Below are 13,792 nucleotides of genomic sequence, written 5' to 3' on the forward strand. Positions count from 1 at the left end.
CGGGTGGGAAGGAGGCGCCATGGGCAGCGAGGATCTCGTCTGCGCGCGCTGCGCCGGACTAGTGGTCGAAGGCCGGTGTCCCACCTGCCGCGCCTCGCGCGAGTATCTGCGCCAGAACTTCTTCCAGATGTCACCGCAGGTGATCGTCGCACTGATCGCAATCGTGATGCTACTGGCGGTCCTCGCCGCCCGTCACGTCTCCTGAGCCCGGCCACGCTGGGACCGCCCCGACGGTACCTATCACGCCTGCAAGGCGATCACGTAGCGTAACCACATCTCCGATTACGATGACCGCGGGAGAACTGATCGCGGCTTCGGCCGCGAGCTGGGCGATATCCACCAGGGGCCCGATGATAATCGTCTCATCGGCTGTCCCGCCAGCGTGGATCACCGCGGTCGGAGTCTCCGGCCGGCGGCCCCGCTTCACCAGCTCGTGACTGATCTCAAAGAGTGYCCCGACGCCCATCAGCACGACGACCGTGYCCGGACCGGTAGCGAGCGCGTCCCAGTCGGCAGTGGAACCGGGATGCGAAGGATCGATGTGGCCGCTGACGACGGCCACGTCCTGGGTGATGCCCCGGTGGGTCACCGGGATCCCGGCGAGCGCGGGGACCGCGACGGCGCTCGTCACCCCGGGGACGATCTCGCAGGGCAGGCCGGYCGCGGCGCAGGCCAGAGCCTCCTCGCCGCCACGACCGAAGACGAACGGATCGCCGCCCTTGAGCCGGACGACACCGAACCCGCGCAGTCCCCGATCGACGACCACCGCGTTGATCTCGTCCTGGGTCAGGTTGTGACCGTGCGGCGCCTTGCCCGCATCGATGATCTCGGTACCGGGTCGCACCTCGTCCAGCAGTTCACGGGGAGCCAGCCGGTCGACCACCACGACATCCGCAGCTTGGAGCAGCCGTAGACCGCGTACGGTGATCAGATCCGCCCGCCCGGGACCGCCACCGACAAGGGCTACCCATCCGCCCGGGGCTGTCTGCGCACCGGTCATCTTCGTCCCCTCCCGCGTCGGCTTTCTCCCAGTGTGCGGCCTGACCAGCCCGTTCGGGGCCGATCACCGTAGCCGACCGTTTCGGCTGATCGCCCGATTGATCGCCTCAGCTGACCGGCCGGGCCGCCGCGACGGGGCCGACCAGCACCCGACCGTCCTGCACCTGCACCGGGTAGACGGGGATGCGCACCCCCTCGGCATCGAGGCACTCCCCCGTCGCCAGGTCGAACGCCTGCTTGTGCAACGGCGAGAAGACCACGGCCCGGTCTCCGCGGGAGCCGACGAGACCCCGGGAGAGCACGTTGGCCAGGCCGATCGGGTCGGCGTTGCCGACGGCGAGCACGGGACCGTCGCTCAGCCGGAAGATGGCCACTTGGGCGCCGTTGACGAGCGCGGCCACGCCGCGATCGGGAGTCAGATCGTCCAGGGCACAGATGTCGGTCCAGATCATGGCGGCCTCCAAATCGTCCGTGATGCGCCTACTTGCCTATCCAGAGGCTTTTGTGTCCGTTTCGTCCCTCTGGATAGGCAAGGAGCCTGGATAGGCAAGGAAACGGTCAGCCACCACGGGTAGCGTGGCACCGGCGATGAGGGCCGCCCGCTCGGCCGGGCGGGCCGGCCGGGGCTGGMCGCGTTCGAGGACGTGGATGACGTCGGGGTCGGCCCCCTCGGGGGCGTTGACGAACGAGGCGAACCGGCGCAGTGCGACCGGATCGGCCAGCGTCGTCTTCCACTCGTCCTGATAGGTCGCGACGTGGTAAGCCATGGCCGTGTCAAGCTCGGCGCAGATGCCCAGCGAGTCGTCGACGATGACCTCGCGGACATGCCCAAGGCCGCCGTCGAGGCTCTCCACCCACGGCGCGGTGCGCTGGAGGCGATCGGCGGTGCGCACATAGAACATCAGAAAACGGTCGATGTAGCGGACGAGCGTCTCGGTGTCGAGGTCGGAGGCGAACAGCTCCGCGTGCCGGGGCCGATGACCGCCGTTGCCGCCCAGGTACAGGTTCCAGCCCTGCTCGGTGGCGATCACCCCGACGTCCTTGGACCGCGCCTCCGCGCATTCCCGGGCACAGCCGGAGACCGCCATTTTGATCTTGTGAGGGGATCGCAGGCCGCGGTAGCGTAGCTCCAGGTCGACGGCCAACGTGGTGGAGTCCTGTACGCCGTAGCGGCACMAGGTCTCCCCGACGCAGGACTTCACCGTCCGCAACGCCTTGCCGTAGGCGTGTCCGGACTCGAGTCCGGCGTCGGTCAGCCGCTTCCAGATCTTCGGCAGCTGCTCGGCCCGGGCGCCGAAGAGGTCGATGCGCTGCCCGCCAGTGATCTTCGTATAGAGGTTGAAGTCCCGGGCCACCTCGCCAATCAGGATGAGCGTCTCGGGCGTGACCTCGCCGCCGGGCAGCCGGGGGACGACCGAGTACGTGCCGTCCTTCTGCATGTTCGCGAGCAGGTGGTCGTTGGTGTCCTGCAGGGYGGCCTGCTCGCCGACTAGGACGTACCCGTTGTAGAGGGAGGCAAGAATCGAGGCCACCACCGGCCGGCAGACCTCGCAGCCCCGGCCCCGACCGTGCTCGGCGATCAGCTGCGAGAACGTCGTGATCCCCCGCACCCGGACGATCTCGAACAGTTCGGCCCGGCTGACGTCGAAGTGCTCGCACAGCGCCTTCGACACTTCGAGGCCCGCAGCGGCGAGCTGCTGGCCGAGGATCGTCCTGAGCATCGGCACGCAGCTGCCACAGCTCGTGCCCGCGTTGGTGCACCCCTTGATCCCAGCGACGTCGGTAAGACCATTCTCGCTGATCGCGGCGCAGATCTGACCGTGGGTGACATTGTTGCACGAGCAGATCTGCGCCCCGGCGGAGAGCGCCACCCCGGCCCCGGAGCCGCCGGCCCCGGCGACGTCGCCGGCCGGCAGGATGAGCCGCGCGGGATCGTCCGGCACGACCCCGGCGGAGCCGACCATGGCCCGCAGCGTTCCGTACTCCCCCGCGTCGCCGACAAGGATGCCACCGAGGACGCTACGCGCGTCGTCGGAGAGCACCAGCTTCTTGTAGACCTTGGCCACCGGGTCGGCGAACGTGATAGGCAGCGCACCGGGAGTCGTCCCGAAGGCGTCCCCGAAGCTCGCGACATCGACGCCGAGCAACTTGAGCTTGGTCGACATGTCGGCGCCGGTGAAGGTCGCGTCGCCGCCAAGCAGACGGTCCGCGACGACCTCGGCCATCGCGTATCCGGGCGCGACCAGCCCGTACACCCGTCCGGCCGCCAGGGCRCACTCGCCGACGGCATAGATGTGCTCGTCGCTGGTGCGGCAGCCCTCGTCGACGACGATGCCACCGCGATCCCCGACGTCGAGTCCGCACTCGCGGGCCAGAGCGTCCCGCGGGCGGATCCCCGCCGAGAACACGACGACGTCGGTGTCGAGGCCGGCCAGCCCCTCGGGGTGACGGGCGAAGACCATTCGGGCGACCCGCCCGTCGGCATCGGCCTCGATCCGCTCGGTGGCCGTGTCGGTGTGGACGCCGATCCCGAGCCCGGTGATGTGGGCTCGCAGTGTCTGCCCGCCGGCCTCGTCGACCTGGGCCGGCATCAGCCGGGGCGCGAACTCGACGACGTGGGTGGCCAACCCCAGGCTACGCAGCGCGTTCGCCGCCTCCAGGCCGAGCAGGCCGCCACCGACGACCACACCGGTCCCGGTCCGGCTGCCGCGCGCCGAGGCGGAGATCGCATCCAGGTCCTCGATCGTGCGGTAGACGTGGCAGCCGGTGGCCTCCCGGCCGGGTACCGGTGGGACGAACGGGTAGGAACCGGTCGCAAGCACCAGCGCGTCGTACCGGTAGGTGCGGCCGGCACCGGTGGTCACCGTCCGGGCGGCCCGATCGACGGCGACGACCGGTTCACCGAGACGCACTCGCAGCCGGGGGTGCTCAAGGAATCCGTCCTCGACGAGGCTGAGGTCCTCCGCGGTGGCCCCGGTGAAGTACGCCGAGAGGCCCACCCGGTCATAGGCGGGCCGAGGTTCCTCCGCGAGGACCGTGACATCCCATCGCCCCTCGACGTCGCGGTCCCGCAGCGCCGCCAACAACCGATGCCCCACCATGCCGTGGCCGACGACCACCAGTGATCGAGAAGACATCCGCGCACCACCCGCACGTCCGAACCGATGGGTGCCGGTCCGAACGGGCACCCGCTACGACCAGAACCGTACGAACCCAGGATGTCAACGCTGACTCGAAGTCAGGTCGGTCCGGCTACAAGGCATGCACTCCACGACACGACGGGATGTGAGATGCCCGACGAACGCTCGATGAGGACGTCGTGAATACGCAACGGTGCCGGTTAACACCGGCGTTGCACACCGGCAAGCGCGTGGACATGGCCGTGTCCGATCCTGCGGTGACCGGGGGATCGGCGCGGGACCCCAGCCCAGGAGGTAGCCTTGTGACAATCCGTAGTCCCGGGCGGCCCGACGCTGGCGACCGGTCCGGCGCACCCGGGACCGCCGGAACACCCGAAACCACCAGCCCGCCCGAAACCACCAGCCCGCCCGAAACCACCAGCGCACCCGGGACGTTCCCGGCGTCGGCGACATCGAGGGAGCCGGCCGTCAGCGCCGTGCTGCCACCGCTGCTCGGCTTCACCGTCGGGGTCACGGCCGCGCGTCGCCGCGACGAGCTCGCGAACCTCCTCGAACGGCGCGGAGCCCGGGTGGTCCATGCCCCGGCCCTGCGCATAGTGCCGCTCGCCGACGACAGCCTGCTGCTCGCCGCGACCCGGGAGTGCCTCACCCGGCCGCTGGACGCGGTGATCGCCACGACGGCAATCGGCTTCCGCGGCTGGGTGGAGGCCGCCGAGGGCTGGGGGCTCGGCGAGCGGCTGCGCGACCGGCTGGACGGCGCCCGGCTGTTCACCCGCGGGCCGAAGGTCACCGGCGCCGTCCGGGCCGCGGGGCTGACCGAGTGCTGGTCGCCCCGCTCGGAATCCGGCGCCGAGCTCGTCGCCCATCTGCTCACGGAGAACCTGGCCGGGCTGCGCATCGCGGTGCAGCTACACGGCGAGCCATTGCCAGACATGGTCGAGGGACTGCGCGCGGCGGGTGCCGAGGTCGTCGAGATACCGGTGTACCGGTGGGAACCACCGGACGATCTGCGGCCGGTCCGCCGGATGGTCGAGCTCATCGTCACCGGCGGGGTCTCCGCGGTCACCTTCACCAGCGCGCCCGCCGTGGTGAGCCTGCTACGGATCGCCCGGGAGATGGGACAGTTCGACGAACTGCTGACCGCGCTGCGTGGCGAGGTACTGCCCGCGTGCGTGGGTCCGGTCTGTGCCGCCCCCCTCGAACGGCAGGGCGTGGCGACGGTGACCCCGGACCGGTTCCGGCTCGGAGCACTCGTGCGCACGCTGTCCGACGAGCTCCCGCGTCGCCGGGTGCGGACCGTCGAGGCCGCGGGGCACGTGCTGCGGGTCCAGGGCGGGGCAGTGATCGTCAACGGCGAGCCGGTGATGCTCGCACCCAGGACCGCGGCAGTCCTCGACGCGCTGACCGAGCGTCCCGGCCGGGTGCTGTCCCGAGCCGAGCTGCTGCGCCGGACGGGCACGGCCGGGCTGACCGACGAACACGCGGTCGAGATGACCGTCGCCCGGTTACGCACCGCGCTGGGACCGGCCGGCTGCGCGGTCGAGACCGTCATCAAGCGGGGCTATCGGCTCGCGGTCGTGTGAGAGAGCACGCGGTAACCGCCGGGCCCCGGACTCCAGTTTCCCGCGCCCCCGTCGTCAGGCGCCTCGGCCGAGCCGCCAGCGCGCCRCTCGATATGTCCGCCACCCCGACTGCAGTCCTCGCCGGACGCTGAGCAGGGCGTCGCGATGCCCCTGGGAAACGAGCCGAAGGATGTCGGCCGCCCCAGCGGCCCGATTGACGATCAATCGGCTGATGGCGAACCGGGACAACGTCGGTTGATGAATGCGGTATCCGACCTCACAGGCTGATTCGAACCCGGCGGCCGCGACGACATGGCGCACCGCCGCACAGTGATAACCGAAGGGGTAGCAGAAGCTGTCCGGACGCCGGCCGGTTCTCTCCTCGATCAGCCGCCGGCTGGCGGTGACGTCGTACCGCGCCAGAGCGGTCGGCACCACGTCGAGCTCCAGATGACGGTGACCGTGCGAGCCAAGCTCGATGCCCTCCCCGGCGAGCGCGGCGAGGTCGGACCAGTCCAACAGGGGGAGGTTGCGCTCGGTGTAGCCATCCAGCCAGGTGGCGCGCCGGCCGACGAAGGCGGTCGGCACATACAGGGTAGCGCTGGCCCCGATCGCCCGCAGAGCGGGCACCGCGGTGGTGACGAAGTCCTCGAAGCCGTTCTCAAAGGTAATCACCACCTGGCGGCGGGTGGGATGTRCCAGCGCGTCAGTGAGACCGGTGAGGTGGTAGCCGCTTTCGACGAGGGCCTCGAGCTGCTCGGCGAAGGCACCGGGAGGGACCTCCCAGCGTCGGAAGTCCGCACTCACCGAATCACCGACGCCGTGGTACATAAGGACGGGCAGGGGCATCGTGGGCGCACCCTCGAACACGCCRCCTGCGGCGCCGGACGCCGCAGGCGCCAGGGAGGTCACGGCGTTCCCGTACCGGCGAGACTGGCCATCTTGCCCGGATTTGCACCGTTATTTCCACACATATACATGCGTGCATTCGTGTGCAGGGACACAGACCGCACTCCCTCCGCGACAGYGGTTCGCAATTGTGAACGACCAGGTGACRCGGGCGTACATCCCATCGGGTGAAGCAGTAGGCGGACCAGATCAAGACACCGAAACTAAAAAATCGAACGGTCCGCGAACTACCCGGAACTCTACACGTGTATACCCGGCATGCCAATGGCGTCAGGAGATCCGGTGGAGTCCTTCCCCGACGCCGGGCCGGGCCGAGCCGCCGGCCGGGCCTACGTCACACCGACRTTCCCACCACGGCCGGATCTTTGTCTTTTCACCGTCCGTTCCCCGAGAGGCAGGCGACATTCGGATGCCGTCCCGGAAACGGGGGATCTCCAGACCCCCGAACCCCCGGAACTCCGAACCTCCGGAACTCCGGAACTCCGGAACCGGAGCGCCGGGCGCCGGGCGCCGGGCGCTCATCGTCTCGCCGGGCCACGAGCGCCYGGACGGTGCGGCGAGGCTTGCCCGCTCAGTCCGGAACCAGACACATCCCAGGCGTCGACAAAAGCTCCGAAGARCCCTCTCACGCCTGGTTCTCAACCGACCGCCGCCACCGGATCTCCGCGTCGATGAAATCATCGAGCTCGCCGTCGAGAACACCGCTGGTGTTCGAGGTCTCGGTGTCGGTACGCAGATCCTTCACCATCTGGTACGGGTGGAGGACATAGTTACGGATCTGCGATCCGAAGGAGACGTCCTGTGGCCCGCCGGTGATGCGCTGTTTCTCCGCCGCCTCCTCGGCCCGCCGCCGCTCCAGGAGCTTCGCCTGCAACACGATCATCGCGGCGGCCTTGTTCTGGAGCTGGCTGCGCTCGTTCTGACACGTCACCACGATGCCCGTGGGCAGATGCGTGATGCGGACCRCGGAGTCGGTGGTGTTGACCCCCTGCCCACCCGGACCGGACGAACGGAAAATATCGATACGCAGATCCTTGTCGTCGATGTCGACGTGGTCGGACAGCTCGACGACCGGGGTGACCTCGACCCCGGCGAAGGAGGTCTGCCGCCGGTTCTGGTTGTCGAACGGCGAAATCCGGACGAGCCGGTGCACCCCGTGCTCACTGCGCAGCGTCCCGTACGCATAGGGCGCCTTGACCTGGAAAGTTGCCGACTTCAGACCCGCCTCCTCGGCCTCGGAGGTGTCGAAGACCTCCGTGGCGTAGCCGTGCCGCTCGGCCCACCGCAGGTACATCCGAAGCAACATCGCCGTCCAGTCGGCCGCGTCCACCCCGCCGGCCCCGGCCGAGAGCTGCACGATCGCGTCCCGCTCGTCGTACTCGCCGGACAGCAGGGTCCGAACCTCGAGACCGGCGATGTCACTGGACAGCCTGGGAAGATCGGCTGCGGCCTCGGCGAGCAGATCCTCATCGCCGAGGTCCGCGGCGGCGGCGATGTCGTCAAGACGGCGACGCAGCCCCTCCACCCTGGCGATGTCCCCGCGCGTCGACGACAACCGGCGGGTGACAGCCTGGRCCCGGTCCTGATCGGACCAGAGGTCGGGGTCCGCGGCCTGACGCTCCAGATCCTCGGCGCGACGGCGCAACCCCTCCACGTCGAGAACCGTCTCGATGCCGGTCAACGTGGCATCCAGCTGTTTGATCTCCTCGGACAGGTCGACGGCCATGCTGTTCACCTTACCGGCGGCGCCCGGGGCCACCGCCACAACGGATCTTGTCCGCCCGGACGGGAGCCGGCCGAGTTCRCATCGGCGTCGCGCCGAGCCCCGACGGCATCCCCGCGACCTCCCGACGGCATCCCGACGGCATCCCGACGACGCCTCGACCGGGAAACATCATCGTGGCGAAACATGCAATGGCTCGACGACACGAGGATGAAACATTCGCGGGATGCCACGAGCATTTCGGCCAACCGACGCCCGCACTGCGGACAATCGTTACGGCGGCCCCGGGCGGTCAGGCGGTTCAGCCGTCCGACAACAACCTCCGACAACAACCGATACCAATCCCTGAAGAGACACGTACCACATCGCCGAGTGCGCACAACTCGACGCGTCCGCGGCCCCCAAACGATACCTTCGAAGGCGGCGCTTCGCGCACGAATACGTGAACGCCGGGTTTCGTCGGGACAGTRCGGCCCCGCGACCATATGGGTGTCGGCCATGGAGAGCCCGGATGCGGAGAGCTCGGACGCATCGACCGGTGCGCGCGTGTGCACCGGTCGATGTCGCCGGGACGGGACGAAGACTCAAGGACCGACCCCTACCACGGGAAACCGACCACTACCACGGGAAGAGGAGGAAGGCCGCCGTGAATAACCGGATCCGTCGTCCGAGCGATCGGATCACGCCGTTAGCGGCGGCGACTCACCGCCCCGTCGCGTGCCAGCGGAAGGCCGCGATCATTCCCGCAGGAGCACGGAGGGTCCCATCGTGTCGGAGGTCCCGGAGGTCGCAGACCGACGCTCTGTCCTGGTTGCCACCGGCCTCGCGGCGGTGGGCTCCGTGAGTCTGCGCGGCGACGCGTCCGGCCTGCACGAAGCCTGCATGGCAGCCCTGACCGCGACGGTCAGGGCCTACGAGACGTCTGATCTGATCACTACCACGTCCGCCCTGGTCTCGCTGGAGCGCACGACACAGACCGTGCCCCGGGAGCACCGGCTGCGCGGCCGGCCGGCGCCGGAACGCCGAACCGCGCCGGTTGCGTGCGCGTCACCCGTTGGCTTTCCTCCGACCCCTGATGCAACCAGGTCGAGGTGGCGTCCATGAGATCGTCGAGACCGTGGCCGGTGCGGCGACCGGCGACCGGGCAGGCGTCCGGGACGCCGTCGCCAGAGCCTGGCAGACGATGGAACGGCTCGACGACACCGCCCACGGCTCGCCGGGTTTCTCGCTCGACACTTACTCCCCGGCGGATCTGGCCTTGGCCTGCGCCGAGGCCCTGACCACCGTCGGCGCGGCCGACGAGGCCACGCCTCACCTGGAACGCGCCTCGACGTTGATCACCGGCAGCGGCCAGACGGGCATGGTGGTCTCGGTGCGGATGGCGCAGGCCCGGGCCGCGCTGGCCCGGGAGGTCCCGGATCGCGACGAGGCAGCCCAGCACGCCGCTCAGGCGGTGGCGCTGTCCGCCGGGCGGCCGGCCGAATGGGTGGCCCGGCTGGTCCGGGACGTGTCGGATCTGGCCGAGCGCCGCACCGGCCACGGTCTCGACGATCTCATGGACGCCACCTCGACCTGGTTGCATCAGGGGTCGGAGGAAAGCCAACGGGTGACGCGCACGCAACCGGCGCGGTTCGGCGTTCCGGCGCCGGCCGGCGTCATGGTGCAGCGGGCTGGCGGACCACCGACTGTGCCTGCGCTCCGGCACGTACCGTGACCGGACCCACCCCGAGGGAGCCGACGACCGGAAGGTCGACCACACGCGTGCCCTCCACCTCCACCGTCGTCGCGTCGACGAGGGTGGAGGTGAGGATCGTGCGGCCACTCGGATCGGCCCGGCGCTGGTACTGATCGACGGTCGTGGCGATGTCGGCGAGGGGCAGGCGCTCGAAGGCGTCGGTGGTGGTGTAGATCGCGTTCTCGTCGATGYGCTGGGCAGCGGCCAGCGCGGCGCCGTCGGCGGCCGAGGCCACCGACCGACGAGCGAGGTAGACGGCGGACACGTCGGTCACAACGACCACCAGCATCGCCGCGACCATGAGATACCCCAACGTCAGCACGAGAATGGTCCCGCCGTCCGCGCGGTTGGTCCCGTCCGGGCGGACGACTCCGTCCGGGCGGACGACTCCGTCCGGGCGGACGACTCCGTCCGGTGTTCCGGTCGACCCCGTTACTCCGGTCGACCCCGTTACTCCGGTCGACCCCGTTACTCCGGTCGACCCCGTTACTCCGGCCGACCCCGTTACTCCGGCCGACCCCGTTACTCCGGCCGACCCCGTTACTCCGGCCGACCCCGTTACTCCGGCCGACCCCGTTGCTCCGGCCGACCCCGTCCCGCCGCTGGTCACAGGCACATGTTTGGTCACGGGCACGCGTTCTCCTTGCTGACGCTCCTGCCGGAAGGCCGAACAGGCGAGGCCGGAAACCCACTGCCCCAGCAACCCTATTAGCAACCCTATTGTGGAAGAATAGCAGCCCCATTGCGGGAGAATACGGTCATGCGGCACTGATCCGCCTTACTACCGGAGTCATCGACCGGTTCCGCTCGATGGACGTCAACGGCGGCGCACTGATCGTGGGACACGTCGTGGCGAGCGTGCTCGCAATCTCGTCTCGACGGCGCTGGTGTTCGGCGTGGCCTTCGCCATCGGCTTCCGCTCGCCCGCGGRCCTCGGGCGGTGGCTCGCCGCTGTGGGCGTGCTGGCGCTGTTCGTACTCTCGCTGTCCTGGCTGCAGGGCTTCGCTCGTAACCAGCAGCCGCGTGCGGGTCAAAACCATCTTGCCGTACGGCGCGCGGACAAAGTACTCACCTCACCCCTGACGATCGCGTACACCTCTAGGCTCCGAACCCGTGCACCGGGAGACTTCCGCACCACGGATCCGATATCCGGATCTCACCTCGTCACGGCCGCGGACGATCGCGCGTCCGTCGGCCAGGTTCGCCGGCAGGCTCCTTTTCCCATACCCAGAAGGGGATCATCCAAGTGACCACGGCTGCCAAGACCACGAACGTGTTCGATTTCGCGCCCAATGACAGAACACTGCTCGACGCGGAGATCGCCGCTCTCGAGAATCTCGAGAGCGGCGACTTCAAGAATCTCCCGCCGGCGACCGTGGCAAAGTTCGGGGAACTGCGGGGGGCGGGGACCTTCACGGCGACCAGGATCCCCGGAGCCGATGCCGACGTCCAACTCGACGCCGGCGTGCTGGTCCCCCTCAAGCCGGGGCCGCACCCGGTTGTCATCATGCCGGCTCCGCTGGCGCCGACGGGATGGAAGTCGTATCCGGGGATGCTCCTGAACTTCGCGCTCAAGGGATATCTGGCGGTCGCGTACAGCGAGCGTGGGATCGCCGACTCCACAGGGAAGATAGACGTCGCCGGTCCGCGGGACCGGGCGGACGGCTCGGCCGTGATCGACTGGGTACTGAACACCTATCCCGACCGCGCGGATCAGGATCGGATCGGGTTCGCGGGGTCGTCCTACGGCGCCGGCCAGAGCCTGATCATCGCGGCGCATGACGACCGGGTGCGGGCCGTGTGCGCGCAGAGCGCCTGGGCCGATCTGGGCCGATCGCTGTACGAGAACGAGACACGACACCTGCTGGCGTTCGAGGAGCTCGCCAAGCTGTTCGGCGAGGAGAACCTCTCCGCCGAAGTCAGGGAAATCTTCGACGACTTCCGGGCGAATCGGAATATCGAACGGCTGCTGGAGTTCAGCGCGGTCCGTTCACCGGTTACCTATCTGAACGAGCTCAACGCCAGGAGGGTCCCCATCTTCCTCGGCACCTACTGGCACGAGACCATCTTCTCGGTACCCGCGGTGGTGGAGTTCTTCAACGCATTGATCGGTCCCAAACGTCTCCTGGTACTGATCGGAGATCACGGCGGCGACGAGATCAAGGGATTTCTCGGCGGCATCAGTCGTCCGACAGCGACGACCTTCCGCTGGCTGGACCGCTTCGTTGCCGACGAGGAGAACGGCGTGGAGAACGACGGCGACGTGCACACCGAGTACATGCACAACCTGTTCACGATCAAGAAGCTCGCCGACTGGGACTCGTACACGCTGCCGCCGCGACGCTACTACCTGAACGCGCCGCTGCCGGGGACATCGGACGGCTCACTGACGCCTCAGCCCAACTCCGGGTGGAGCCACACCTTCCGGGCCGGCACGGACACCCCAGCACTGATAGCCCCGGCCCTGGTAAAGACCGGCGTCCTCGAAAGACTGGGGGCTCCGATCGTGTACGAGACCTCGGAGATCTCCCGCGAGGACGCCGCGGTGTGGTCGACCGAACCGCTCACCGCACCGAGTCAGATCACCGGAACCGTCTCGGCGCATCTCACGGTCACCCCGTCCGCGAAGAGCGCGACGCTCGTGGCGCACCTGTTCGACGTCGACCCGGGTACCGGTAAGGCAAAAATCATCACCAGCGCGCCCTTCACCCTGCTCAACGACCGCGAGGGAGAGACGCAAACGATCGACATCCACCTACAGCCGGCCGACTACCGCATCACGCCGGGCCACCAGATACAGCTGGTCGTGGACACCAAGGACAGGTTCTTCGGCGACGCCACCGTCACCAACAGCAAAATCGAGATCTCGTCCACCGACGGCTCCTCGTCCTACCTGAACATCCCGCTCGACGAGATTCCGCTCGAGAACGACTAGCCGACCGGATCCCACGGCGCACGCCTACCCGGGTGCGGAACCGTGGTCGCGGTCCCGCACCCGGGCTCGCCCCCCGGGTGCGGGTCGGAAGGATCGGATCGCGCCGCAGCACGATGTGCTGGTCCATCGTGCGTCGTCAAGCTCGACTATGATTGCATCGTCCTCGACGGTATCGCGGTCTGTGATGGTCGGAGGTTTACATGGCGCCTGCGCCACGGTTTCATCGGGTCGCCGCACTGCAGCGGCGTTTCGTGGACCGCGAACCGGTGCTGGCGGCTTTCGCCGAAGAGCTGACCCATCTAGGTGACGGTCCACGGGTCTTCAACGCCATCGGCGTGGGCGGTATAGGTAAGTCACGACTACTGCGCGAGTTGAAGGACCGGGCGGCAACCCGGTATCGAACGGCATCACTCGATCTGCAGGTGCACTCGTTGCGCCAGCAGGAAGACGCGCTGGCGGTGCTACGCAACGAACTGGGGTCGCAAGGGGTACACTTCGATCGCTTCGACATCGCCTACGCAGTGCTGTGGCAGCGGCTACACCCACATCTGCGGTTGAACCGTTCGGAACTGGCATTCGTCGACGAGAGTTCCATTCTCGCGGATATCGCCGACACGATGACCGGAATTCCGATTTTCGGTACGGCCCGCGGCCTTATCAAGCTGTTGGAGCGTGGCGGCTGCGACATACGCCGCCGCCTGCGGGTGCGGCGCGATCCCACCCTGGCGACACTCGACGACCTGCCGAACAGTGAGCTCGCCGACGCCGTCACGTTTCTGTTCGCTGAAG

At 68.5% G+C, this 13,792-nt stretch carries 11 protein-coding genes and 2 pseudogenes; 7 read left to right on the top strand and 6 right to left on the bottom strand.

Going from position 1 to position 13,792, the window contains the following annotated elements; all coding sequences use genetic code 11:
- Positions 1–19 precede the first annotated feature (19 nt).
- The gene (locus KBI5_RS15480) at positions 20–205 is read left to right on the top strand and encodes a hypothetical protein (RefSeq protein ID WP_023839929.1); all 186 of its coding nucleotides are present in this window, start codon (positions 20–22) and stop codon (positions 203–205) included.
- Here the strand turns inward: KBI5_RS15480 and cobA are convergent.
- The 3 genes from cobA to nirB form a co-directional block, all read right to left on the bottom strand.
- Complete coding sequence (gene cobA, locus KBI5_RS15485) at positions 170–1,000, bottom strand: uroporphyrinogen-III C-methyltransferase (RefSeq protein WP_085015640.1); 831 nt, start codon at positions 998–1,000, stop codon at positions 170–172. The two genes, KBI5_RS15480 and cobA, sit on opposite strands and share 36 nt — an antisense overlap.
- Positions 1,001–1,106: 106 nt before the next feature.
- The gene (gene nirD, locus KBI5_RS15490; RefSeq protein WP_011435248.1) at positions 1,107–1,451 is read right to left on the bottom strand and encodes a nitrite reductase small subunit NirD; all 345 of its coding nucleotides are present in this window, start codon (positions 1,449–1,451) and stop codon (positions 1,107–1,109) included.
- A 36-nt stretch (positions 1,452–1,487) separates the two neighbouring features.
- Positions 1,488–4,136 (bottom strand): nitrite reductase large subunit NirB, encoded by a 2,649-nt coding sequence (gene nirB / locus KBI5_RS15495; protein WP_085015644.1) that lies wholly within the window; start codon positions 4,134–4,136, stop codon positions 1,488–1,490.
- Positions 4,137–4,615: 479 nt separating this feature from the next.
- On the opposite strand from nirB, the gene KBI5_RS15500 reads away from it, so the two are divergent.
- Positions 4,616–5,722 (top strand): uroporphyrinogen-III synthase, encoded by a 1,107-nt coding sequence (locus tag KBI5_RS15500; protein WP_085015641.1) that lies wholly within the window; start codon positions 4,616–4,618, stop codon positions 5,720–5,722.
- A 54-nt stretch (positions 5,723–5,776) separates the two neighbouring features.
- Here KBI5_RS15500 and KBI5_RS15505 read toward each other — a convergent pair whose 3' ends face one another.
- Positions 5,777–6,613 carry a polysaccharide deacetylase family protein gene (locus tag KBI5_RS15505; RefSeq protein ID WP_085015642.1) on the bottom strand — a complete coding sequence of 279 codons (837 nt, stop codon included), beginning with the start codon at positions 6,611–6,613 and terminating at the stop codon, positions 5,777–5,779.
- Positions 6,614–7,235: 622 nt separating this feature from the next.
- Positions 7,236–8,336: a peptide chain release factor 2 gene (gene prfB / locus KBI5_RS15510; protein WP_085015645.1), complete on the bottom strand. Its 1,101-nt coding sequence runs from the start codon at positions 8,334–8,336 to the stop codon at positions 7,236–7,238.
- Positions 8,337–9,101: 765 nt separating this feature from the next.
- Between prfB and KBI5_RS27915 the strand changes: the two genes are divergently transcribed.
- Both KBI5_RS27915 and KBI5_RS15515 read left to right on the top strand, forming a co-directional pair.
- Positions 9,102–9,437 (top strand): hypothetical protein, encoded by a 336-nt coding sequence (locus KBI5_RS27915; protein ID WP_241882938.1) that lies wholly within the window; start codon positions 9,102–9,104, stop codon positions 9,435–9,437.
- A complete protein-coding gene (locus KBI5_RS15515) occupies positions 9,409–10,047 on the top strand; it encodes a hypothetical protein (RefSeq protein ID WP_241882939.1) in 639 nt (212 codons plus the stop codon). The genes KBI5_RS27915 and KBI5_RS15515 overlap by 29 nt, the downstream gene beginning before the upstream one ends.
- Here the strand turns inward: KBI5_RS15515 and KBI5_RS27920 are convergent.
- Complete coding sequence (locus KBI5_RS27920; protein ID WP_085015646.1) at positions 9,989–10,396, bottom strand: pilus assembly protein TadG-related protein; 408 nt, start codon at positions 10,394–10,396, stop codon at positions 9,989–9,991. The genes KBI5_RS15515 and KBI5_RS27920 overlap by 59 nt on opposite strands.
- Positions 10,397–10,854: 458 nt before the next feature.
- Between KBI5_RS27920 and KBI5_RS28750 the strand changes: the two are divergent.
- The 3 genes and pseudogenes from KBI5_RS28750 to KBI5_RS15540 all read left to right on the top strand — a co-directional run.
- Positions 10,855–11,063 (top strand): annotated as a pseudogene (locus tag KBI5_RS28750) (ABC transporter permease); the annotation flags it as partial.
- 251 nt (positions 11,064–11,314) lie between these two features.
- Positions 11,315–13,003, top strand: a complete 1,689-nt coding sequence (locus tag KBI5_RS15535) for a CocE/NonD family hydrolase (protein ID WP_011435239.1) — start codon at positions 11,315–11,317, stop codon at positions 13,001–13,003.
- Between the two features lie 200 nt (positions 13,004–13,203).
- A pseudogene (locus KBI5_RS15540) lies at positions 13,204–13,792 on the top strand (aminoglycoside phosphotransferase family protein); the annotation flags it as partial.

The sequence above is a fragment of the Frankia sp. KB5 genome, assembly GCF_002099325.1.
Lineage (GTDB): Bacteria > Actinomycetota > Actinomycetes > Frankiales > Frankiaceae > Frankia > Frankia casuarinae.

Coding starts and splice junctions, on each gene's coding strand:
- KBI5_RS15480 (WP_023839929.1), top strand. CDS start 20: ATGGGCAGCGAGGATCTCGTCTGCGCGCGCTGCGCCGGACTAGTGGTC.
- nirD (WP_011435248.1), bottom strand. CDS start 1,451: ATGATCTGGACCGACATCTGTGCCCTGGACGATCTGACTCCCGATCGC.
- KBI5_RS15515 (WP_241882939.1), top strand. CDS start 9,409: ATGCAACCAGGTCGAGGTGGCGTCCATGAGATCGTCGAGACCGTGGCC.